Here is a 22935-nt window from a genome sequence, read left to right on the forward strand (position 1 = left end):
GCACCAGCCAGCCCCACACGGCCCCCGACCGGAGGACCCCGTGCACAGACCGCGCCCCACCCCCCGCAAGGCCCTCGCCCTGCTCACCGGCACCCTCCTCACCGCCGCAACCCTCACCGTCGCCGCCCCCCACAGCACGGCCCAAGCGCCGTCGCAACCGCGCGCGGAGGACTTCCAGCAGGTCACCCTCGCCAAGGGCGAGCCGGAGATGGGCGAGCCCATGACCCTCGCCGTGCTCCCCGACCGCTCGGTCCTGCACACGTCCCGCGACGGCACGGTGCGCCTGACGGACGCCAAGGGAGAGACGAAGGTCGCCGGAAGGATCCCGGTGTACTCGCACGACGAGGAAGGCCTGCAAGGCGTCGGCGTCGACCCGAACTTCCGCAAGAACAGGGCGGTCTACCTCTACTACGCCCCGCCCCTGAGCACCCCCGCGGGCGACGCGCCCAACGACGGCACCGCGGCGGACTTCAAGAAGTTCGACGGCGTGAACCGGCTGTCCCGCTTCGTGCTCAAGCCCGACGGCACCCTGGACCTGGCCGGTGAGAAGAAGGTCATCGACGTCCCCGCGAGCCGCGGCATCTGCTGCCACGTCGGCGGCGACATCGACTTCGACAAGCAGGGCAACCTCTATCTGTCGACCGGCGACGACTCCAACCCCTTCGCCTCCGACGGCTACACCCCCATCGACGAGCGCGCCGGCCGCAACCCCGCGTACGACGCCCAGCGCACCGCCGCCAACACCAACGACCTGCGCGGCAAGATCCTCCGCATCAAGGTCAGGGACGACGGCTCGTACGCCGTCCCGCGCGGCAACCTCTTCGCCAAGGGCACCGCGAAGACCCGCCCCGAGATCTACGCGATGGGCTTCCGCAACCCCTTCCGGATGAGCGTCGACAAGCCCACCGGCATCGTGTACCTCGGCGACTACGGCCCCGACGCGGGCAAGGCCGACCCGAAGCGCGGCCCGGCCGGACAGGTCGAGTTCACCCGCGTGACGAAGCCCGGCAACTACGGCTGGCCGTACTGCACGGGCAAGAACGACGCCTACGTCGACTACGACTTCGCCACCGGCGCCTCCGGAGCGGCCTTCGACTGCGCCGCCCCGCGCAACACCTCGCCGCGCAACACCGGCCTGACCCGGCTGCCGCCCGCGCAGCCCGCGTGGATCCCGTACGACGGCGGCTCGGTTCCGGAGTTCGGCACCGGCTCGGAGTCGCCGATGGGCGGCCCGGTCTACCGCTACGACGCGAACCTCGCGTCGCCGGTGAAGTTCCCGCAGGCCTACGACGGGAACTACTTCGCGGGTGAGTTCGGACGGCGCTGGATCAAGCGCATCGACCAGGGCGCGGACGGCGCCGTGAAGTCCATCAACGCCTTCCCCTGGAAGGGCACCCAGGTGATGGACATGGAGTTCGGCCCGGACGGGGCGCTGTACGTCCTCGACTACGGCACCGGCTACTTCAACGGCGACCAGAACTCCGCCCTGTACCGCATCGAGAACGCCACCGGCGGCCACTCGCCGGTCGTCGAGGCCGCCGCCTCGGTCACCAGCGGCCAGATCCCCCTGAAGACCCAGTTCACGGCCAGGGCCACGGACGCCGACGGCGACGCCCTCACCTACGCGTGGGACTTCGGCGACGGCGGCACCTCCACCGAGCAGAACCCCTCGCACACGTACGACAAGAACGGCGTCTACACCGCGACCGTCACCGCCAAGGACCCCGGCGGCCGCACCGGCACCGCGAGCGCGCACGTCACCGTCGGCAACACCGCGCCCACCGTGAAGCTGGAACTCCCCGGCGACGGCCAGCTGTTCACCTTCGGCGACAAGGTGCCCTTCAAGGTGACCGTGACCGATCCGGAGGACGGGACCGTCGACTGCTCCAAGGTCAAGGTCACCCACATCCTCGGCCACGACAGCCACGGCCACCCGGTCACCTCCGCGAACGGCTGCGAAGGCACCGTCCAGACGTCCGCGGACAGCGAGCACGACCCGAACGCGAACATCTTCGGCGTCTTCGACGCCGAATACACCGACAAGGGCGCGAACGGCCAGCCCCCGCTGACCACCCACGACCAGAGCGTCACCCAGACCCGGCACCGCCAGGCCGAGCACTACGGCGCCTCCCAGGGCGTCAGCGTCATCAGCCACACCCCCGCCCACGGCGGCAAGACGGTCGGCGACATCCACAACGGCGACTGGATCTCCTTCAAGCCCTACCAGCTGGGCAACGCCACGAAACTGACGGCACGCGTCGCCTCCGCGGGCTCCGGCGGCACCCTCGAGATCCGCGCGGGCGCGGCCGACGGCACGCTGCTCGGCAGCGCCAAGGTCGACCCGACCGGGTCGTGGGAGACGTACACCGACGTCAGCACGGCCATCGCGGGCGCGCCCACGGGGACGACCACGCTCTATCTGGTCTTCAAGGGCGCGGGCACGGGCGCCCTGTACGACGTCGACGACTTCACCTTCACCACGAGCTGAGAGGGAGGCACCGCGATGCGCGTACGCGCGCGGCTCGTCGTCGCCACGGCGGCCGCCACCCTGCTGATCGGGTGCGTCTCGGGTCCCGCACGGTCCAGGCCGGACCCCGACGACGGCGGGCGCACGGGCGGCAAGGACGGCGAACGGGTCCTGGTCTTCTCCAAGACCGCCGGTTTCCGCCACGACTCGATCCCGGACGGCATCGCCGCCGTCCGGGACCTGGGCGCCGCCCACGGCTTCTCCGTCGACGCGACGGACGACGCCCGCGCCTTCACCCCCAAGAACCTGTCCCGCTACGACGCCGTCGTCTGGCTCTCCACCACCGGCGACGTCCTCAACTCCGCCCAGCAGACCGCCTTCGAACGCTACGTCCGCGCGGGCGGCGGCTACGTCGGCGTCCACGCGGCCGCCGACACGGAGTACGACTGGCCCTTCTACGGCGCCCTCGTCGGCGCCCACTTCCAGTCGCACCCGGCCGTCCAGCCCGCGAAGATCAAGGTCGAGGACCACGCCCACCCCGCCACGGCCCACCTCGGCGCGGGCTGGGACCGCACCGACGAGTGGTACAACTACCGTTCCAACCCCCGCACCCGGGCCCGCGTCCTGGCCTCCCTCGACGAGTCCTCCTACAGCGGCGGCTCGATGGGCGGCGACCACCCCATCGCCTGGTGCCAGAGCTCCGTCGACGGCGGCGCCGGGCGCTCCTTCTACACCGGCGGCGGCCACACCCGGCAGTCCTACGCCGCCCCCGCCTTCCGCCGCCACCTCCTCGGCGGCATCCAGTACGCCACGGGCGCCGCACGGGCCGACTGCCGCCCCGAACAGGGCTACACCTCCCTGTTCGACGGCACCGCCGCCTCCCTCACCCGGTGGAAACAGGCCGGGCCCGGCTCCTTCGCCCTGGCCGACGACGGCACCCTCACCTCCGTCGGCGGCATGGGCCTGTTCTGGTACGCCCACCGCTCCTTCGCCTCCTACTCCCTGAAGCTCGACTGGAAGATGACCGGGGCCGACAAGGACGACAACTCCGGTGTCTTCGTGGGCTTCCCGCCCTCCGACGACCCGTGGTCGGCCGTCAACAACGGCTACGAGATCCAGATCGACGCCACCGACGTGCCGGAGAAGACCACCGGCTCCGTGTACGGCTTCAAGTCCGCCGACCTGTCCGCCCGCGACCGCGCCCTGAACCCGCCGGGCCAGTGGAACACCTACGAACTCCGCGTCGAGGGCGAACGCCTGCGGATCTGGCTCAACGGCACCCTGATCAACGACTACACCAACACCGAACCCGCCCGCAGCCTGCTCGACGGCCACATCGGCATCCAGAACCACGGTGCCGACGACCAGGTCGCCTTCCGTGACATCCGCGTGAAGGACCTGGCCGCGGCCCGCTCCACCGACGCGTCCGCCACCGCCCCCGAGGCCAGGGGAGCGGGCGCCCGATAGACGGCGGTGGGCGGAGGACGCCGGACCTCCGCCCACCGTCCCAACGTCTTGTCGCCGTCTTGCCTCCTCGTGAGGCACGTGTGATGACTGAGCGCATGCGCACCGACCGCGTGCCGAGACAGGAGGCAGCCGTGTCCACTACCGCTACCGAGGAACCCACGGGGGTGTGGCTGATCGGCGCCCGTGGGTCCGTCGCGACCACGGCCGTCGCGGGCTGCGCGGCGATGACGGCAGGACTGCACCCACCGACCGGCCTGGTCACGGAGACCCCGCCCTTCGCCCGCGCCGGGCTGCCCGCCCTGTCCACCCTCGTCTTCGGCGGCCACGACACGGTGGAGTGTCCCCTGCCCAAACGCGCCGAACAACTGGCCGCCCAGGGCGTCCTGCCGCACGGCCTGCCCACGGCGGTCCGCGCCGAACTCGTCGCCGCCGACGCCGAGATCCGCACCGGCGGCCCCCTGCCCGGCGACACCCGCACCGACGAGGAACTCATCTCCGCCTTCACCTCCGAAATCTCCGACTTCCTGCACCGCCACGGCCTCGCCCGCGCGGTCGTCATCAACGTGGCCTCCACGGAACCGACCCGGCTCGCGGGGGCACCCGGGCCTGCCGCGGCGACCGGGGCGGTCGGTGGTGCCGGGGCTTCCAGGGCTGCCGTGAGGAGGGGGCCCCTCGGGGTGGCCGGGTCCACCGGGTCACTCGAGCCTGCCGAGGCCACGGGGCCCACCGAGTCTGCCGAGGCCACGGGGGCGACCGGGCCTGCCGAGGCCACGGGGCCGACCGGGCCTGCCGAGGCCATGGGGTGCGTTGGGCCTGCCGAGGCCATGGGACCTGCCGGGTCTGCCGAGGCCACCGGGCACGTCGGGTCCACCGAACTGCCGCCCGGCCCGGGGGCGCCCCCGGGCCGCCGCCTACCGGCCAGCTCCCTCTACGCGACAGCGGCCCTCCGCGCGGGCTGCCCCTATGTGAACTTCACCCCCTCCACCGGCCTGCACCACCCCGCCCTCGCAGCCCTCGCCGAGTCCAGCGGACTCCCGTACGCGGGCCGTGACGGCAAGACGGGCCAGACCCTGCTGCGCTCCGTGCTCGGCCCGATGTTCGCCCAGCGGGCCCTGGCCGTCCGTGCCTGGTCCGGCACGAACCTCCTCGGCGGCGGTGACGGCGCCGCCCTCGCCGACCCGGACGCGGCCGCCGCCAAGAACGCGGGCAAGGAGCGCGTCCTCGCCGACACCCTCGGCGCCGTCCCCCAGGGCGAGGTCCACATCGACGACGTCCCCGCCCTCGGCGACTGGAAGACCGCCTGGGACCACATCGCCTTCGACGGCTTCCTCGGCACCCGCATGGTCCTCCAGACCACCTGGCAGGGCTGCGACTCCGCCCTCGCCGCCCCCTTGATCCTCGACCTGGCCCGCCTCCTCTCCGCCGCCCACGCCCATGGCCTCACCGGCCCCCGCCCTGAACTCGCCTTCTACTTCAAGGACCCCGACCCCGGCGCGCCCGCGGCCCTCGGGGACCAGTACGCCGCGCTCACCGCCTTCGCCGCCCGCCTCCAGGGACGGGGTGAGTAACCGTGCCCTCCCTCCGTGCCCACGCCCGCGCCTGGGCCGAACTCCTGCGGCTCCCCGCCCTGTTCACCGTCCCCGGCGACGCCCTCGCGGGCGCCGCCGCCACCGGCCTGCGCCCCGGCCGGGGCACCGCCCTCGCCCTCACCTCCTCCCTCTGCCTCTACGAGGCGGGCATGGCCCTCAACGACTGGGCCGACCGCGCCGAGGACGCCGTGGACCGCCCGCACCGCCCCATCCCCTCCGGCCGCGTCCACCCCGCCGCCGCCCTCACGGCCGCCGCCGCCCTCACCGCGGCGGGCCTGGCCCTGGCCGCCCGAGCGGGCCGCCCCGCCCTGACCGTGGCCACCGCCCTGGCCGGAACCGTCTGGGCCTACGACCTGACCCTCAAGCACACCAAGGCGGGCCCCACCGCCATGGCCACGGCCCGCGCCTTGGACCTTCTCCTTGGCGCGACGGCCACGGCTACTGCTTCGGGGGTGGTCGCGGGGCGCGTGGGGGCGGGGCCGGGTGCCACCGGGGCAACCGCGGGCGGCAGTGCGGCTGGGGCTACCGGGACCCGGGAAGGCATGAGCCGGGTGAGCTCCGCGCTACCCGCCGCCCTGGCCCTCGGCGCGCACACCCTCGCGGTCACCTCCGTCTCCCGCCACGAGACCCAAGGCGGCTCCACCACGGCTCCGTTGGGCGCTCTCGCCACGACCCTCGCGCTGGCCCACGCGGTGGCCCGGCCCCGGCGGACGGCGGACGGTCCCCCTTCACACCGGCGGGCGGTACACGGCCCCCCTTCGCTTCCGCAGCCGACGGACGGTCCTCTTTCGCTCCCGCGGTCGGCGGACGGTCCTCCTGCGCTTCCGCAGTCGGCGGGCGGTCCCCCTTCGCTTCCGCAGTCAGCGGACGGTCCTCCTGCGCTCCCGGCTGACCGACGGCCAGCAGTCAGGCTCGGTCTGCCGGGCACCACTCGGCCGGCCCGCCCGGCCGAAGACACCGGTGCCCTCACCCGGACCGCCCTCGCCCTGGCCTACACCGCGACCGCCGGTCGGCCCTTCCTCCACGCGGCCCTGAACCCCTCACCTCCCTTGACCCAGCGCGCCGTCGGCGGCGGCATCCGTGCCCTCATCCCACTGCAGGCCGCGCTCGCCGCGCGGTCCGGAGCTCTCGGCAGCGCCCTCGTCGCAGCGAGCCTGGCCCCCGCGGCCCGCCGCTTCGCCCGCAGGGTGAGCGTCACATGACCGCCGCGAACGAGACCCCTCCCGCACGGGGAGCCTCCCGTCTCGACAGCCCCCGCGCCGGAGCCCCGGCTGCCCAGGAGGCCCCCGCCGCAGGCCTCCCCGCGGAAGGCGCCCCCGCGCCCCTCCGCTTCGGCTATGGCACCAACGGCCTCACCGACCTCCGTCTCGACGACGCCCTCGGCCTCCTCGCCGACCTCGGCTACTCCGGTGTCGGCCTCACGCTCGACCACATGCACCTCGACCCCCTCGCCCCCGACCTCGCCGCCCGCACCCGGAGGGTGGCCCGGCGCCTGGACCGGCTGGGGCTGACGGTCACGGTGGAGACGGGCGCCCGCTATGTGCTCGACCCACGCCGCAAGCACGGGCCCTCCCTGCTGGACCCCGATCCGCAGGGCCGTGCCGAACGGGCCCGCCTCCTCGTCCGCGCCGTGCAGGTCGCCACGGACCTCGGCGCTCACGCCGTGCACTGCTTCAGCGGCATCACACCGGACGGCACCTCCGTGGACACCGCCTGGTCGCGGCTCACCGACGCGCTCGTGCCCGTCCTGGACGCCGCGTCCCAGGCCCGCCTCCCGCTGGCCGTCGAACCCGAGCCCGGCCATCTCCTCGCCACCCTCGCCGACTTCCACCACCTCCGTCATCTCCTCGGCGACCCCGAACCCCTGGGTCTGACCCTCGACATCGGCCACTGCCAGTGCCTCGAACCGCGGTCACCCGCCGACTGTGTCCGCGCCGCCGCCCCCTGGCTCCGGCACGTCCAGATCGAGGACATGCGCCGGGGCGTCCACGAACACCTCCCCTTCGGTGACGGCGAGATCGACTTCCCGCCCGTCCTACGCGCCCTCGCTGACACCGGCTACCAAGGCCTGACCGTCGTCGAGCTGCCCCGCCACTCCCACGCAGGCCCACAACTCGCCGCCCAGTCGCTGGACTTCCTCCGCCGGGCCGCCCCCGTCGCACGGCCACAGCCCGAGACCTGCGGTACCCACACCTCCCCTCGCGCTCCCTCCAGTCCCGTCACCGTCCCGCTGCCGCTCCGCGAGGCCTCTCCCCGAGGAGGAACCCCGTGACCGACACGTCCGCCGTCGCCGACCTCCGATCACGTCTCGACGCCACCCTCGGTGGCGCCGCCCGCGCCTGGCTCGACCAGGCCGTCGCCGAAGCCACCGCGCACCCCACCGCCGACGACCGGGCCGCCCATTCCATGTGGGAGCTGCGGTTCGCCGAGGCCGGTCGACGCTGCGGGCCCGAGCACGCCGACGCCGCCCGCCTGCTGCTGCTCCATGCCGCCCGTGCCGACACCGCCACCCTCACCCGCCTCTACGACCAGGGCACCGCTGCCGAGCGCCGTGCCGTCCTGCGCTCCCTTCCGCTCCTGGTGTCGGGCCCCGACGCGCTGCCGTTGGTCGATGACGCCCTGCGCACCAATGACACCCGCCTCCTCGCCGCTGCCCTCGGCCCCTACGCCGCCGCTCACCTCCCCGCGCACACCTGGCGGCACGCCGTCCTCAAGTGCCTGTTCACCGGCGTGCCCGTGGACGCCGTCGCCGACCTGGAGCGCCGGGCCCACGCCGACGCCGAACTGGCCCGGATGCTCGCCGACTACGCGGACGAACGCACCGCCGCCGGCCGCCCCGTCCCCGGCGATCTGCGTCGCGTCCTGGCCCTGGCCGCCCCACCGGACCCTTCGGACCTCCCGGACCCGGTGGCTTCCGTCACCGTCACGGCCCCTTCGACCCCGATCGGCGAGGAGCAGGAGTCCTGATGCGCATCTTCGACCCCCACATCCACATGAGTTCCCGCACCACCGACGACTACCAGGCCATGCACGCCGCTGGGGTGCGCGCCGTCGTCGAACCCGCCTTCTGGCTGGGGCAGCCCCGCACCTCGCCCGCCTCCTTCGTCGACTACTTCGACTCCCTCCTCGGCTGGGAGCCCTTCCGCGCCGCCCAATACGGCATAGCCCACCACTGCACGATCGCCCTCAACCCCAAGGAGGCGAACGACGCGCGCTGCACACCCGTCCTCGACCTGCTGCCCCGATATCTGGTGAAGGACAACGTCGTCGCCGTCGGCGAGATCGGCTACGACTCCATGACACCCGCCGAGGACACCGCCCTCGCGGCCCAATTGCAGCTCGCCGCCGACCACGAGCTGCCCGCGCTCGTGCACACCCCGCACCGCGACAAACTCGCCGGACTGCGCCGCACCCTGGACGTCGTCGCGGAGTCCGCGCTGCCCCTGGACCGGGTCCTGATCGACCACCTCAACGAGACCACCGTCAAAGAGGCCAAGGACGCGGGCTGCTGGCTGGGCTTCTCCATCTATCCCGACACCAAGATGGACGAGGAGCGGATGGTCGCGATCCTGCGCCAGTACGGCCCGGAGCACGTCCTCGTGAACTCGGCAGCCGACTGGGGCAGGAGCGATCCCCTCAAGACCCGCAAGGTCGGAGACGCGATGCTCGACGCCGGATTCACCGAGGACGACGTCGACCGCGTGCTGTGGCGCAACCCGGTCGCCTTCTACGGGCTCAGCGGCCGCCTCTCCCTCGACGTCACGGACACCGACGCCACCCACGAGGGCAACTCCATCCTCCGCGGCGGGGCGTGAGCCATGCGCTTCCGCCACCCCGACGGCTCCATCATCCACCTCGCCTATTGCACCAACGTCCACCCCGCCGAGACCCTCGACGGCGTCCTCGCCCAGCTCCGCGACCACTGCGAACCCGTCCGCAAGCGGCTCGGCCGGGATCGCATCGGCATTGGTCTGTGGCTCGCCAAGGACGCCGCCCACGCCCTCGTCACGGACCCGGCCGCGCTGCGCGGACTGCGCACCGAACTCGACCGGCGCGGCCTGGAAGTGGTCACCCTCAACGGATTCCCCTATGAGGGCTTCGGCTCCGCCGAGGTGAAGTACCGCGTCTACAAGCCGGACTGGGCCGACCCCGAGCGCCTGGAACACACCTCCTCCCTGGCCCGAATCCTCGCCCAACTGCTGCCCGACGACGTCACCGAAGGCACCATCTCCACCCTGCCGCTGGCCTGGCGCACCGCCTTCGGCCCGGCCCGCGCCCAAGCCGCCCACACCGCCCTCGGCTCGCTCGCCCAGCGCCTCGACGCCCTCGCCGAACTCACCGGCCGGTCCATCCGCATCGGCCTCGAACCCGAACCCGGCTGCATCGTGGAGACCACCGGCGACGCCATCGAGCCCCTCACCGAGGTCGGGCACAGCCGCATCGGCGTCTGCGTCGACACCTGTCACCTCGCCACCTCCTTCGAAGACCCGCACACGGCCCTCGGCGCCCTCGCCGCCGCGGGCATCCCCGTCGTCAAAACCCAGCTCTCCGCCGCCCTGCACGCCGAACACCCCCACCTCCCCGAAGTACGCGCGGCTCTCGCCGCCTTCGACGAACCCCGCTTCCTGCACCAGACCCGCACCGTGCCGCGCGGCCCCGCCCGCCCGGCCACGGCGGGAGCACCGGACGCCGTCCTGCGCGGCACCGACGACCTCGGCGAGGCCCTCGCCCCCGGCGCCCTGCCCGACACCGCACCCTGGCGCTCCCACTTCCACGTCCCGCTGCACGCGGCTCCCGCGCCGCCGCTCACCTCCACGCTCTCCGTCCTCAAGGACACGCTCGCCCTCCTCGTCGGCGGACCGCACCCGCGCACCCGCCACCTCGAGGTCGAGACCTACACCTGGCAGGCCCTCCCGCCCGAGCTGCGCCCGCGCGCCCGCCCCCAGCTGGTCGACGGCATCGCCGCCGAACTCACCCTCGCCCGTGACCTCCTGACGGACCTCGGCCTGAAGGAACTGCCATGACACCTCCCGTTCCAGGACGGCCGAACCCGCTCCTCGTCCTCGACGTCGTCGGCCTCACCCCCCATCTGCTCGCCCATATGCCGCACCTGGCGGCCCTCGGCACATCCGGCTCCCGAGCGCCCCTCGGCACCGTCCTGCCCGCTGTCACCTGCGCCGCCCAGTCGACGTTCCTCACCGGCACCACCCCTGCCGAGCACGGCATCGTCGGCAACGGCTGGTACTTCCGCGAGCTCGGCGACGTCCTGCTGTGGCGCCAGCACAACGGCCTCGTCGCGGGTGACAAGCTGTGGGACGCCGCCCGCCGCGCCCACCCCGGCTACACCGTCGCCAACATCTGCTGGTGGTACGCCATGGGCGCCGACACCGACATCACCGTCACCCCCCGCCCCGTCTACTACGCCGACGGCCGCAAGGAACCCGACTGCTACACCCGGCCCCCGGCCCTGCACGACGAGCTCACCGAGAAATTCGGCACGTTCCCCCTCTTCCACTTCTGGGGTCCCGGCGCGGACATCGTCTCCAGCCGGTGGATCGTGGACGCCACCCGCCACATCATCGACACCCGCCGACCCGACCTCGCCCTGTGCTACCTCCCTCACCTCGACTACGACCTGCAGCGGTACGGCCCCGACGATCCACGTGCCCACCGGGCCGCCGCCGACCTGGACGCGGTGATCGCCCCGCTCCTCGCCGACGCGAAGGCCGAGGGCCGCACCGTCGTCGCCCTGTCCGAGTACGGCATCACACGGGTGAGCCGCCCCGTTGACATCAACCGCGCGCTGCGCCGCGCCGGACTCCTGGACGTGCACACCCAGGACGGCATGGAGTACCTCGACCCGATGGCCTCCCGGGCCTTCGCCGTCGCGGACCACCAGATCGCCCACGTGTATGTGCGACGCCCGGAGGACCTGGAGGCCACCCGCGCGGCCCTCGACGGTCTGGACGGCATCGACCAACTCCTCGACGACGAGGGCAAGAAGGCCCACCACCTGGACCATCCCCGCTCGGGAGAGCTGGTCGCCGTGGCTGAGGCCGACGCCTGGTTCACGTACTACTACTGGCTCGACGACGCCCGCGCGCCCGACTTCGCGCAGCTCGTCGAGATCCATCGCAAACCCGGCTACGACCCGGTCGAACTGTTCATGGACCCCGAAGACCCCTACGTCCGTCTGAAGGCCGCGGGTGCGCTCGCACGCAAGAAGCTCGGCATGCGCTACCGCATGGCGGTGGTGCCCCTGGACCCGTCACCTATTCGCGGCAGCCACGGCCGCCTCCCGACGAGCGAGGATCCCGATTCCGGACCGCTCATTCTGTGCTCCACCCCCCGCGCTGTCGCCGGCCGCGTCGCGGCCACCGATGTGAAGTCCCTGTTGCTCCAGCTCGCCGGCCTGGACTGATAGGACCCGCGAGCGCTCACGCGGACGCGGCGCCGTCAGCGCCCCGCTCGGCGGTGGCGTCGTCCACGCCGCCCCGTCCGCGTGATTTCCACTGAACCAGAGAGCGCGGTCGCTGCCATCAGGGTTCGCCCCTGACCCGACCCCGAGGCGTTCTTCGAACCCATCCCTGACACCACCCTGACCCCGTCCTGGGAGGCCCGCATGAGCCGCAAGCCGACGCCCGACGACCCCGAGCTCGCCCACCGACTGAGCAGGCGCGGCATGCTGGGCGTCGCCGCGGGCGCCACCGCGGCCGCGCTCGCCGGTACCGCGGCCGCCGCGGGCCCGGCCTCGGCCGCCACCGCAGGCCCTGCCTCGGCCGCCACCACCCCGACCACGGACGCCGCCCAGCCGTCCGGCAAGGGGCGCGGCCGCCCCGTCCTGCCGCCCGGCCGTCTCGGCGTCCAGCTCTACAGCCTCCGCGACAAGGTGTCGTCCCTCGGGTTCGCCGCCGTCTTCGCGGAACTGGAGAGGTACGGATACGACGAGGTCGAGTTCGCCGGGTACGCCCAGGGCTCCGCGGGCGCCATCACGCTCGCCCGGCTCAAGAGACTCGTCCGCGACCACGGGCTCACCGCCATCGGCAGCCACGTCGGCTACTACTCCGACGGCGACCCGAACGCGTACACGTTCGCGCAGAACCTCACCAAGGTACTTGACGACGCGGAGGCTCTCGGCCTGAAGCACATCGGCACCGCGTCGGGCCCCTTCCGCTACGGCACGACCGTCGACGCCTGGAAGCGCGCAGCCGAGGACTTCAACACGTACGGCGAGGCCGCCCGGGCGCGGGGCATGAAGTTCTACCAGCACAACCACGCCGAGGAGTTCTCCTTCGCCACGAACAAGCCGAGCGTGCGCCTCTACGACGTGCTCCTTGCCGAGACCGACCCCGACCTGGTCTACCTGGAGATGGACATCTACTGGGCGCACAGCGCGCGGTTCCGCTTCGGCAAGCAGGTGGACGGTACCCCCAGGCCCTTCGACCCGATCGACTACGTCCTGCGGCGGCCGCACCGCTATCCGCTGTTCCACGTCAAGGACGGCATCCGTGACGACTCCACTCGCGACGGCTACCGCATGGTCGATGTCGGGGACGGCGACATCGACTACAAGAAGTTCCTGTCCAAGGTGACCGCCCGCACGCAGGGAGGGCGCCGTTACCACCACTGGCAGGTGGAGCACGACTCCCCGTCCGACTCCTTCGCCTTCGCGCGCAAGTCCAGCGCCCACCTGCACGCGCTGAGAGAGCGCTGCGGGGACTGACCGGGGCCGCAAGGACTGACGGGACCCGGAAGCACGGACCAGCCACAGGGCCCGTACGAGTGGGGCCGATCGACGCCCTGGGCAAGGCGACCGCTGCCAGGGGCGCCGCCCCTGGCAGGGGCCCCGACCGTCGCGGAGGCGGCCGGGGCCCTCCCTCTGACCGAACGCCGGACGCCGAACGGCTCAGCCCGACCGCGCCAGCTCGCCGCGCGCGCGGGGCGAGCTCGGCTGACGCAGCAGCAAGGAGAGGCCCGCCGCGAGCAGCGACACCGCTCCTGCCGTCGTATAGGCGCCGATGTAGCCCCAGGAGTGCACGACCATCGCGCCGACGCCCCCGCCGAACAGGCCGCTGACCAGCTTCGCGCTGTAGACCATGCCGTAGTTGGAGGCGTTGTTGTTCTCCCCGAAGTAGTCCGGGACCAGGGCGGCGAACAGCGGGTAGAAAGCACCGCCCGCGAAGCCCGACAGGAAGGCGAAGACGAGGAACAGCGGCTCGTTGCGGATCGCGCCCGCCCACAGGACGCCGAACTGCGCCACCGACAGGGCCAGGCACACGTACGTCAGCGTGGGACGCCGTCCCAGCAGGTCCGAGAGCCAGCCCACCACGCCGCGCCCCGTGCCGTTGATCACCGACATGACGCCCATGGACGACGCGGCGATCATCGGCCCGAACCCCATCTCCTTGGCGAACGGCACCTGGAACGAGATCCCGAAGATGGACACTCCCGCACAGCAGAGCATGCACACCCACATCAGCGGCACGACGCCGGTGCGTAACGCCTCTCCTGGGGTGAACTGCGCGACGGCAGGGGGGTTCTTGGCGAGCGCGACGGCCGTGCGGGTGCCTGTCACGGACCGCAGGGGATCGACGCTCTCGGGCCACCAGTTCTTCGGCGGGTCCTTGAAGAACAGCCCTGCCACCAGGGTCACGGCGAGCACATAGAAGCCGACGAGGTCAAGGACGGTGCGGTAGTTGGAGGTGTCGAAGCCGTAGGAGAACAGGAAGATGAAAGGCACCGCCCCGTAGGCGAACCCTCCGTTGACGAAGCCCGTCTTGCCGCCGCGCCGTTCCGGATACCACTTGCCGACCATGTTGACGCTGGTCGAGTAGATGAGCCCGGAGCCGACGCCGCCGAGCAGTCCGAAGCCGACCATCGCGGCCACGACGTTGGGCGCGTGGCTGAGGCTGACGAAGCCGAGCATCGACAGGACGGAGCCCGTGAGCATCGCGGCCCGGCTGGTCAGGATGCCCTTCTCGCGCAGTTTCCCGGCCGGGAAGGAGACACCCGCCTGGAAGAAGATCCACACGCTCAGCACCCAGAAGGTGTTGGACGACGTCCAGTGGTGCGCGTCCGACAGGGTGTCCTCGGCCGCTCCGTAGGCGTACTCGAAGACACTGATGGCGATCATGGCCACCCAGGGGAGGGCGACCATCGTCCAGCGGGGGCGGCCCAGGATCTGCCGGTCGCTCTCGCCGACCCGGTAGACGCGTCCTCGCGCGTCCGTGAGCTCTCGGTACGGCCGCTCCGGCGCGTCCCGGCCATGAGCGTCGGAACCGAGGGCCTCGGGGCCGTGGGCGTCCGGCCTGGGGGAGCCGGGCCCGTGCGTGCCGGGCCCGTGCGTGTCGGCCTCCGGGGCGTCCGGTCCCCGGGCGCCCGATCCGTGCGCGTCCGCACGGCCGGACGCGGGGTGTTCGGCGCAGGGCTCCGCCGTCATATCAAGCCATCTCCTCACCTAAGGGGTGTGGGTTGGGTACGACGCGCCGGGCACATGGCCTGCCCGGTGCCTTCAGGAACAGTGCGAGCACGGCCGAGCAGATGCCGATGCAGCCGGCGATGACGAACGCGCCTTCGTAGTCCCACGCGTCCACGACGACGGCCCCCAAGCCGGAGCCGACGAGTCCGGAGATCAGCTTCGAGCTGTAGACCACGCCGTAGTTGGTGGCGTTGTTGTTCTCGCCGAAGTGGTCGGCCGTCATCGCGGCGAACAGCGGGAAGATCGCGCCGCCGCCGAAACCGGAGACCATGGAGCAGAACAGGAAGAAGGGCATGCTGCCCATGGAGCCCGACGCCAGGGCGCCGAACTGGGCGACGCCGAGGACGAGGCAGACGATGACGAGGGTGGAGCGCCGTCCATAGCGGTCCGAGATCCAGCCGATCACACCCCGGCCCGTGCCGTTGACGATCGCCTTCAGGGACATCGCGGTGACGACGACACCACCCGCGAAGCCCATGTCCTTGCCGAACGGCACCTGGAAGGCGATCCCGAAGATATTGATCCCGGCCGTGCACAGCAGACAGAACCACATCAGCCACAGCACCGGGGTATGGGCGGCCTCCCTGGGGGTGTACTGCTTGACGGCCGGCGGATTCTTCTCCAGGGCCCGCCGGACGCGCGGGTCGGCCGACACTTTCAGGGGGTCGACGTGCGGCGGCCACCACCCCTTGGGAGGGTCCTTGAAGAACCATCCGGCGAACGCCACGACGGACGCGCAGACGGCGCCCACAAAGATCAGGACGCCGTGGTAGTTACTCACGTCCATGTACGACGTGAAGAGGAAGACGAACGGCACGGAGCCGTAGGCGAAGCCGCCGTTCACCAGGCCGGTCTTGCCTCCCTTGCGCTCCGGATACCACTTGCCGACCATGTTCACGCAGGTCGCGTAGACCAAGCCGGCGCCGATGCCGCTGAACATGCCGAAGCCGACGTACGCGACCGTCACGTGCGGCGCGTACGCGAGCGAGAGATAGCCGCAGACCGTGCCGAAGGCGCCGAGGAGCATCGCGTAGCGGGCGGGAAGCCTGCCGCTCTCGCGCAGCTGACCGGCCGGGAAGGCGACGGCTGCCTGGAAGAACACCCAGACGCCCATCAGCCAGAAGATGTGCCCGCCGCTCCACAGGTGCGCGTCGTGCAGCGTGTCCTCGGCGGAGGTGAACGCGTACTCCGAGGAGCTGATGCCCAGCATGCCCATCCAGGGGAAGAGCACCATGGTCCAGCGCGGTCGCCCCATGATGTCGACGTCTGTTTCGCCGATGCGGTACAGGCGGCCGTTGCGGTCCGTCACCTCCCTGAAGGGGACGGGAGCCGTGAGGTCGGTGGTGGTCATGGTCGAGTCGCACCCCTTGCGTCGAAACCCCTTGCGTCGAAAGAGCTGGCCAGCGCCCCCTGTCCGGTCCCTCGCGCGCGTACGGGTCCTGGGGCGGCCGACGCGCGCCGCCGTCCGCCCCGAGCGCGGTCACCTCACCGACCGCCTCCCAACAGCCCCGCCGCGCGGGCCCACCGGTACTTCGCCCCGAGGACCTCGACCGGCCTCTCCGTGGTGTACGGGTAGGCCACGACCCCCCGCTCGAAGAGGTACTGGCTGGCCTCCTCCACCTCGACGTCGCCCGCCAGGGAGGCCACGACGGGCTTGTCGACGCCGCGCGCGCGGAACTCGGCGACCACGCGGGCCGTCAGCTCGGCGAACACCATGGGAGGGGTGACGATGGTGTGCCAGTAGCCGAGGACGAGCGCGTGGACGCGCGGATCCTCCAGACCGAGCCGGATCGTCGCCTCGTACGTCGACGGGGGCTCGCCGCCGGTGATGTCCACCGGATTGCCCGCGGCGCCGAACGGCGGGATGAAGGCGCGGAACGCCGCGTCCAGGTCGGGCGGGATCTCCATGAGCCGCAGGCCGTTGTCCGTCACGGCGTCGGAGAGGAGCACCCCGGAGCCGCCCGCGCCCGTGATGATGACGACGTTGTCACCCCGGGGCGTGGGGAGGACGGGCAGCGCCCGCGCGTACTCCAGCATCTCGTTGAGGCCCGGGGCGCGGATCACCCCCGCCTGCCGGAGAACGTCGTCGTAGACGGCGTCGTCGCCCGCCAGCGCGCCCGTGTGGGACCCGGCGGCCCGGGCGCCCGCCGCGGTGCGGCCCGCCTTGAGGACCACGACGGGCTTCTTCGGCACGGTGGCGCGCGCGGCCTCCACGAACGCCCTGCCGTCCTTGAGGTCCTCCAGGTGCATGGCGATGCACTGGGTGCGGGGGTCCTCGCCGAACCAGGTGAGCAGGTCGTCCTCGTCGAGGTCCGACTTGTTGCCGAGCCCCACGATCGCCGAGACGCCGGTCTTCGTGGTGCGCGCGAAGCCGAGGATGGCCATCCCGATGCCGCCCGACTGCGAGGTGAGTGCCACCCCGCCCTTCACGTCGTACGGCGTGCAGAACGTCGCACACAGGTCCTGCCACGTCGAGTAGTAGCCGTAGATGTTCGGCCCGAGCAGCCGCACTCCGTGGCGTCGCCCGATGGCCACGATCTCGTCCTGGAGGGCCTGCTCGCCGGTCTCGGCGAACCCGGAGGGGATGAGGACGGCGTTCGGGATCCCCTTGCGCCCGACGTCCTCCAGGGCCTTCGCGACGAACGCGGCGGGGATCGCGAAGACCGCCACGTCCACCTCACCGGGAACGTCCGTGACACTCTTGTACGCCTTGCGGCCCAAGATGTCGTCGGCCCTGGGGTTCACGGGGTGGATCTCGCCCGCGAAGCCGCCGTCGATGAGGTTGCGCATCACCGAATTGCCGATCTTCCCGGGCTCGTTGGAGGCGCCGATGACGGCGACGGAGCGGGGTTGCATCAGCCGTCGCATCGAGGCGAGCATCTCCGCGCGCGTGTAGGTGTGCCGTTCCTCGGGGGCCCGGTCGCCGAGGATGACGCGGACGTCCGCGGCGAGCGCGCCCCGGGGAGTGGCGATCACGGGGTTGAGGTCGACCTCGGCGATCTCGGGGAAGTCCGTGACCAGCTGGGAGACGCGGCGGATCTGTTCCGCCAGCGCTCCGCGGTCCACGGGTTGCGCGCCGCGGACGCCGCGCAGGATCTCGGCCGCGGCGATCGAGTCGAGCATCGAGGCGGCCTCCTCGACGTCGACGGGCGCGAGGCGGAACGTGACGTCCTTGAGGACCTCCACGAGCACACCACCGAGCCCGAAGGCGACGACCTTGCCGAACGTCGGGTCGGTGACCGCTCCGACGATCACCTCCCGCGCGTCCGCGCCGGACGGCAGCAACTCCTGGACCTGTACGCCGTCGAGCCGCGCGGTCGGCGCGTGCGCGCGTGCGTTGTCGACGATCCGGTGGAAGGCCGCGCGGACGTCCTCGGCACCCTCCACGCCCACGACCACACCACCCGCCTCGGTCTTGTGGAGGATGTCCGGTGACACGATCTTCAGGACGACGGGCCCGTCGAAGCGCGCCGCGTGCGCCACCGCCTCGTCGACGTCCCGGGCCAGTTCCTCACCGGGGACGGCGATGCCGTAGGCGTCGGCGAGGATCTTGCCCTCCGGCGCCGTCAATGAGGTGCGCCCCTCGGCGCGTACGGAGTCCAGCAGTGCGCGCACGCGCTCCGAGCGGTCGTCGGCCGGCAATCAGATCACTCCGTTCGACTTGAGGAGGCGCAGTTCCGCGTCCTCCAGGCCGAGTTCGCCGACGAACACCTCTTCGTTGTGCTCTCCGAGCAGCGGTGAGCTGATGACGTCCACGGGGGAGTCGGAGAGCTTCAGCGGGGAGCCGACGGTGGTGAAGGTGCCGCGCTCGGGGTGGGTGACCTCGACGACCATCTCGTTGGCGACGAGCGAGGAGTCCTCGATGATCTCCTTGGTCGACAGGATCGGTCCGCACGGGATGTTGTGGGCGTTCAGCCGCTCCAGGACCTCCCACTTGGGCAGGGTGGCGGACCACTCCTCGATCAGCTGGAACATCTTGGCCAGCTGCGGGAGACGGGCCTCCGGCGTGGCCCACTCGGGGTCGTCCGCGAGTTCGGGACGGCCGATCAGCTCGGTGATGGGTCGCCAGCCGACGGGCTGCACGATGACGTACACGTAGTCGTTGGGGCCGCCCGGCGCGCACCTGACCGCCCAGCCGGGCTGGCCGCCGCCGGAGGCGTTGCCGGACCGGGGAACTTCGTCGCCGAAGTCGTCGTTGGGATATTCAGCGAGCGGGCCATGGGCCAGGCGCTGCTGATCGCGCAGCTTCACCCGGCAGAGGTTGAGCACGGCATGCTGCATGGCCACGTTGACCCGCTGTCCGCGCCCCGTGCTCTCGCGCTGGAACAGCGCCGCGAGGATCCCCGCCACCACGTGGATGCCCGTGCCCGAGTCCCCGATCTGGGCTCCCGTCGCCAGCGGCGGCCCGTCCTCGAAGCCGGTGGTCGCCATCGACCCGCCCATGGCCTGCGCCACGACCTCGTACGCCTTGAAGTCGGTGTACGGACCGTCCCCGAAGCCCTTGATGGAGGCATAGACGATACGTGGATTGATCTCCTGGATGCGTTCCCAGGTGAAGCCCATGCGGTCGACCGCGCCCGGGCCGAAGTTCTCGACCAGGACGTCCGAGCGCCGGATCAGTTCGGTGAGGAGCTCCTTGCCGCGCTCGGTCTTGGTGTTGAGGGTGATGCTCCGCTTGTTGCAGTTGAGCATCGTGAAGTACAGCGAGTCCACGTCGGGGAGATCGCGCAGCTGCTTGCGCGTGATGTCACCGGTCGGTGCCTCCAGCTTCACCACGTCCGCGCCGAGCCAGGCGAGGAGCTGCGTGGCGGAGGGGCCGGACTGGACGTGCGTCATGTCCAGGACGCGGATTCCGTCGAGGGCCTTGGCCGCCGCCCGGGCGGCAGGGGCGGTGTGCGTCTCGTGAGCCATGGCAGGACACCTCACTTGTACATGGTCTGGTTCATGGTTCCGGGGGCGTAGGCGTCCGGGTCGACCCACACGTTGATCAGCGAGGGCTTGCCGGACTCCCGGGCGCGGCGCAGCGCGGGGCCGATGTCGGCGGGGTCGCGGACCTCTTCGCCGTGGCCGCCGAGCATGCGCGCGAACTGGTCGTAGGGGACGTCGCCGAGGGTGTTGCCGACGCGCTCGCGCTCGGCGCCGTACTTGGCCCGCTGGCCGTAGCGGATCTGGTTCATGGAGGAGTTGTTGCCGACGATGCCGACGAAGGGGAGGTTGTAGCGCACGAGGGTCTCGAAGTCCCAGCCGGTGAGGCTGAAGGCGCCGTCCCCGAAGAGGGCCACGACCTCCTTGTCGGGCCGGGCCTGCTTGGCGGCGAGCACGAAGGGGATGCCTACGCCGAGCGTGCCGAGCGGCCCCGGGTCCATCCAGTGCCCGGGGGCCTTGGGCTGGACCACCTGGCCGGAGAAGGTGACGATGTCGCCGCCGTCGCCGATGTACAGGGAGTCCTCGGTGAGGAAGTCGTTGATCTCGCTGACCAGCCGGTAGGGATGGATGGGCGAGGCGTCGGAGCGCAGCTGCGGCAGCCGCTTCTCGACGGCGATCTGTTCGGCCGTGCGCAGTTCGTCCAGCCACTCCTTGCGCCGGGACGCCCCGCCGTTGAGGCGCCCGGAGGCCGCTTCGGTGACGGACTTCAGGACGAGTCCCGCGTCGCCCACGATGCCCAGGTCGATGTCGCGGTTCTTGCCGACGGTGCGGTAGTCGAGGTCGATCTGGACGACCGTGGCGTCCGGAGAGAGACGTTTGCCGTAGCCCATGCGGAAGTCGAAGGGGGTGCCGACGATCACGATGAGGTCGGCGTTGGCGAAGGCGTAGCGCCGTGAGAGCTGGAAGTGGTGGGGGTCGCCCGGCGGCAGGGTGCCTCGGCCGGCGCCGTTCATATAGGCGGGGACGTTGAGTGTCCGGACCAGTTCGACGGCCGCCTGGGTGCCGCGGGTGGTCCACACCTGGCTGCCCAGGAGGATCGCGGGCTTCTCGGCGTGCACCAGGAGGTCGGCGAGCTTCTCGACCGCCTCGGGGTCCCCGGTCGACCGGGTGGAGGCGCGATAGTGCCCCGCGCGCGGGACGCGCGCCTTCTCCACGGGCACCTTGGCGTCGAGCACGTCGCGGGGGATCTCCAGGAAGGACGGGCCGGGGGCACCGTGGAAGCACTCGCGGAAGGCCATGGACACCATGTCGGCCGCGCGCGCCGTGTCCGGCACGGTCGCGGCGAACTTGGTGATGGGCGTCATCATGTCGACGTGCGGCAGGTCCTGGAGCGAGCCCATCTTGTGCTGGGTGTGGGCCCCTTGGCCGCCGATGAGCAGCATCGGGGACTCGGCGCGGAAGGCGTTCGCGACGCCGGTGACGGCGTCGGTCGTGCCGGGCCCGGCCGTCACCACGGCACAGCCCGGTTTGCCGGTCACACGCGCGTAGCCGTCGGCGGCGTGGGCGGCGACCTGTTCATGGCGTACGTCGACGACGTCGATGCCTTCGTCGACGCACCCGTCGTAGATGTCGATGATGTGGCCGCCGCACAGGGTGTAGATGACGTCGACACCCTCCGCCTTGAGTGCTTTGGCGACCAGATGCCCTCCGGAGATGAGGGTGCTGCTCGTGTCGCTGCTGTCGTCCGGCATGACGAAGTCATGTCCCTTCGTAGGGGAGTTGGAGCGCGTTCGCACGGGGCGTGGGACGCCCTCGCAGTACATTGCATACAGTCGACGAATACTGTATGAAGCTCGTTATCCCGTATCCAGCGCAGGCTGTCCAGGGGGCATGCGGCACTTTCAGACAGGGGCCGGACATGGACCTGTACGAGCACCAGGCAAGGGAACTCCTCGCGGAACACGGCATCTTGGTGCCCCGCGCCGAGGTCGCCGCTTCGGCCGCGGAGGCCCGCGCGTGCGCGGAGCGCCTCGGCGGCCGCGCCATCGTGAAAGCGCAGGTGAAGAGCGGCGGCCGGGGCAAGGCGGGCGGCGTGAAGCGGGCCGCGGACCCGGCCGCCGCAGAGCTGATGGCACGCCGGATGCTCGGCACGGACATCAAGGGCCACACCGTGCGCGCGGTCATGCTGGCCGAACCGGTCGTGAGCGAGAGCGAGTTCTACGTCGCGTACGTGCTGGACCGAGCCGCAGGGAGGTTCCTCGCGATCGCCTCCGCCCACGGCGGCATGGACATCGAGGACGTCGCCGCGACCTGCCCCGAGGCGGTGGCGCGCGTGCCCGTCGACCCCGCCGAGGGCGTGACCCGGAGCAGGGCCGACGAGATGGCCGCCTCGGCGGGCCTTCCCGTCGAGGCGGCTGACGTCCTGATCGCGCTATGGAACGTTCTGACCTGCGAGGACGCGCTGCTCGTCGAGGTCAATCCCCTCGTTCGCACACCTCAGGGGCAGTTGATCGCACTTGACGCGAAAGTGACCCTCGATGACAACGCGCGCTTCCGGCAGGCCCGCTGGGGCGCACGGGACGCGACGTACGACGACGAGCGCGAGGCGGCCGCGGCGGCCAAAGGGCTCACCTATGTGAAGCTCGACGGCGAGGTCGGGGTCATCGGCAACGGCGCGGGCCTCGTCATGGCGACGCTCGACGCCGTCGCGGGGCGCGGCGCCCGGCCGGCGAACTTCCTCGACATCGGCGGCGGCGCCTCCGCGCAGGTCATGGCGGACGGCCTGGCCGTCGTCCTCGGCGACCCGTCCGTCACCTGCGTCCTGGTGAACGTCTTCGGCGGCATCACCGCGTGCGACGCCGTGGCCGACGGCATCGTGCGGGCGCTGGAGAGCGTGCGACTGACCAAGCCGCTCGTCGTCCGGCTCGACGGCACCAACACGGTGCGCGGTCGGGCCGTCCTCGACGCACGCGCCCATCCGCTCGTCGAGCAGGCCGCGACCATGGACGGCGCCGCCCACCGGGCCGCCGAACTCGCCCACACAGCCCCCGTCGTCTGAGGAGCCGGAC

At 71.7% G+C, this 22935-nt stretch carries 16 protein-coding genes; 11 read left to right on the plus strand and 5 right to left on the minus strand.

Translation table 11 applies throughout. The features are described from left to right. Positions 1–40 precede the first annotated feature (40 nt). From C9F11_RS32775 to C9F11_RS32820, 10 genes are all read left to right on the plus strand, one after another. On the plus strand, positions 41–2488 hold the full coding sequence (locus C9F11_RS32775; protein WP_138962656.1) for a PQQ-dependent sugar dehydrogenase: 2448 nt from the start codon (positions 41–43) through the stop codon (positions 2486–2488). A 15-nt stretch (positions 2489–2503) separates the two neighbouring features. Continuing rightward, positions 2504–3934 carry a ThuA domain-containing protein gene (locus C9F11_RS32780; protein WP_138962657.1) on the plus strand — a complete coding sequence of 477 codons (1431 nt, stop codon included), beginning with the start codon at positions 2504–2506 and terminating at the stop codon, positions 3932–3934. A gap of 131 nt (positions 3935–4065) precedes the next feature. Continuing rightward, positions 4066–5502, plus strand: coding sequence for an inositol-3-phosphate synthase (locus C9F11_RS32785; protein WP_249401969.1), 1437 nt, complete (start codon positions 4066–4068; stop codon positions 5500–5502). A 2-nt stretch (positions 5503–5504) separates the two neighbouring features. Continuing rightward, positions 5505–6725 carry an SCO3242 family prenyltransferase gene (locus C9F11_RS32790; protein ID WP_249401970.1) on the plus strand — a complete coding sequence of 407 codons (1221 nt, stop codon included), beginning with the start codon at positions 5505–5507 and terminating at the stop codon, positions 6723–6725. Then, the gene (locus C9F11_RS32795; protein WP_138962658.1) at positions 6722–7795 is read left to right on the plus strand and encodes a sugar phosphate isomerase/epimerase family protein; all 1074 of its coding nucleotides are present in this window, start codon (positions 6722–6724) and stop codon (positions 7793–7795) included. Before C9F11_RS32790 ends, C9F11_RS32795 begins: the two co-directional genes overlap by 4 nt. Beyond that, positions 7792–8490 carry an EboA domain-containing protein gene (locus tag C9F11_RS32800; protein WP_138962659.1) on the plus strand — a complete coding sequence of 233 codons (699 nt, stop codon included), beginning with the start codon at positions 7792–7794 and terminating at the stop codon, positions 8488–8490. Before C9F11_RS32795 ends, C9F11_RS32800 begins: the two co-directional genes overlap by 4 nt. After that, complete coding sequence (locus C9F11_RS32805) at positions 8490–9338, plus strand: TatD family hydrolase (RefSeq protein WP_138962660.1); 849 nt, start codon at positions 8490–8492, stop codon at positions 9336–9338. The genes C9F11_RS32800 and C9F11_RS32805 overlap by 1 nt, the downstream gene beginning before the upstream one ends. A gap of 3 nt (positions 9339–9341) precedes the next feature. Then, positions 9342–10547 (plus strand): metabolite traffic protein EboE, encoded by a 1206-nt coding sequence (gene eboE, locus C9F11_RS32810; RefSeq protein WP_138962661.1) that lies wholly within the window; start codon positions 9342–9344, stop codon positions 10545–10547. Beyond that, positions 10544–11944 (plus strand): nucleotide pyrophosphatase/phosphodiesterase family protein, encoded by a 1401-nt coding sequence (locus C9F11_RS32815; protein WP_138962662.1) that lies wholly within the window; start codon positions 10544–10546, stop codon positions 11942–11944. Before eboE ends, C9F11_RS32815 begins: the two co-directional genes overlap by 4 nt. A 201-nt stretch (positions 11945–12145) precedes the next feature. Then, positions 12146–13246 (plus strand): sugar phosphate isomerase/epimerase, encoded by a 1101-nt coding sequence (locus C9F11_RS32820; protein ID WP_138962663.1) that lies wholly within the window; start codon positions 12146–12148, stop codon positions 13244–13246. 183 nt (positions 13247–13429) lie between these two features. Here the strand turns inward: C9F11_RS32820 and C9F11_RS32825 are convergent, their stop codons facing one another. From C9F11_RS32825 to C9F11_RS32845, 5 genes are all read right to left on the minus strand, one after another. Continuing rightward, on the minus strand, positions 13430–14962 hold the full coding sequence (locus C9F11_RS32825) for an OFA family MFS transporter (RefSeq protein WP_249401971.1): 1533 nt from the start codon (positions 14960–14962) through the stop codon (positions 13430–13432). Between the two features lies 1 nt (position 14963). Next, a complete protein-coding gene (locus C9F11_RS32830) occupies positions 14964–16352 on the minus strand; it encodes an OFA family MFS transporter (protein WP_138962664.1) in 1389 nt (462 codons plus the stop codon). A 134-nt stretch (positions 16353–16486) separates the two neighbouring features. Then, positions 16487–18643 carry an acetate--CoA ligase family protein gene (locus tag C9F11_RS32835; RefSeq protein ID WP_138962665.1) on the minus strand — a complete coding sequence of 719 codons (2157 nt, stop codon included), beginning with the start codon at positions 18641–18643 and terminating at the stop codon, positions 16487–16489. Next, on the minus strand, positions 18644–19912 hold the full coding sequence (gene frc / locus C9F11_RS32840; RefSeq protein WP_138962666.1) for a formyl-CoA transferase: 1269 nt from the start codon (positions 19910–19912) through the stop codon (positions 18644–18646). 11 nt (positions 19913–19923) lie between these two features. After that, positions 19924–21618, minus strand: a complete 1695-nt coding sequence (locus C9F11_RS32845) for a thiamine pyrophosphate-binding protein (protein WP_138962667.1) — start codon at positions 21616–21618, stop codon at positions 19924–19926. A gap of 167 nt (positions 21619–21785) precedes the next feature. Here C9F11_RS32845 and sucC point away from each other — a divergent pair, with 167 nt between their 5' ends. Continuing rightward, the gene (gene sucC / locus C9F11_RS32850) at positions 21786–22925 is read left to right on the plus strand and encodes an ADP-forming succinate--CoA ligase subunit beta (RefSeq protein ID WP_138962668.1); all 1140 of its coding nucleotides are present in this window, start codon (positions 21786–21788) and stop codon (positions 22923–22925) included. Positions 22926–22935: the final 10 nt, after the last annotated feature.

The organism is Streptomyces sp. YIM 121038, assembly GCF_006088715.1.
Classification (GTDB): domain Bacteria; phylum Actinomycetota; class Actinomycetes; order Streptomycetales; family Streptomycetaceae; genus Streptomyces.

What these genes read in the sequence shown, in the direction of transcription:
- frc (WP_138962666.1), bottom strand. Translation starts at nt 19,912, where the DNA reads ATGGCTCACGAGACGCACACCGCCCCTGCCGCCCGGGCGGCGGCCAAG.
- C9F11_RS32815 (WP_138962662.1), top strand. Translation starts at nt 10,544, where the DNA reads ATGACACCTCCCGTTCCAGGACGGCCGAACCCGCTCCTCGTCCTCGAC.
- C9F11_RS32820 (WP_138962663.1), top strand. Translation starts at nt 12,146, where the DNA reads ATGAGCCGCAAGCCGACGCCCGACGACCCCGAGCTCGCCCACCGACTG.
- sucC (WP_138962668.1), top strand. Translation starts at nt 21,786, where the DNA reads ATGGACCTGTACGAGCACCAGGCAAGGGAACTCCTCGCGGAACACGGC.
- eboE (WP_138962661.1), top strand. Translation starts at nt 9,342, where the DNA reads ATGCGCTTCCGCCACCCCGACGGCTCCATCATCCACCTCGCCTATTGC.
- C9F11_RS32795 (WP_138962658.1), top strand. Translation starts at nt 6,722, where the DNA reads ATGACCGCCGCGAACGAGACCCCTCCCGCACGGGGAGCCTCCCGTCTC.
- C9F11_RS32830 (WP_138962664.1), bottom strand. Translation starts at nt 16,352, where the DNA reads ATGACCACCACCGACCTCACGGCTCCCGTCCCCTTCAGGGAGGTGACG.
- C9F11_RS32780 (WP_138962657.1), top strand. Translation starts at nt 2,504, where the DNA reads ATGCGCGTACGCGCGCGGCTCGTCGTCGCCACGGCGGCCGCCACCCTG.
- C9F11_RS32845 (WP_138962667.1), bottom strand. Translation starts at nt 21,618, where the DNA reads ATGCCGGACGACAGCAGCGACACGAGCAGCACCCTCATCTCCGGAGGG.
- C9F11_RS32825 (WP_249401971.1), bottom strand. Translation starts at nt 14,962, where the DNA reads ATGACGGCGGAGCCCTGCGCCGAACACCCCGCGTCCGGCCGTGCGGAC.
- C9F11_RS32805 (WP_138962660.1), top strand. Translation starts at nt 8,490, where the DNA reads ATGCGCATCTTCGACCCCCACATCCACATGAGTTCCCGCACCACCGAC.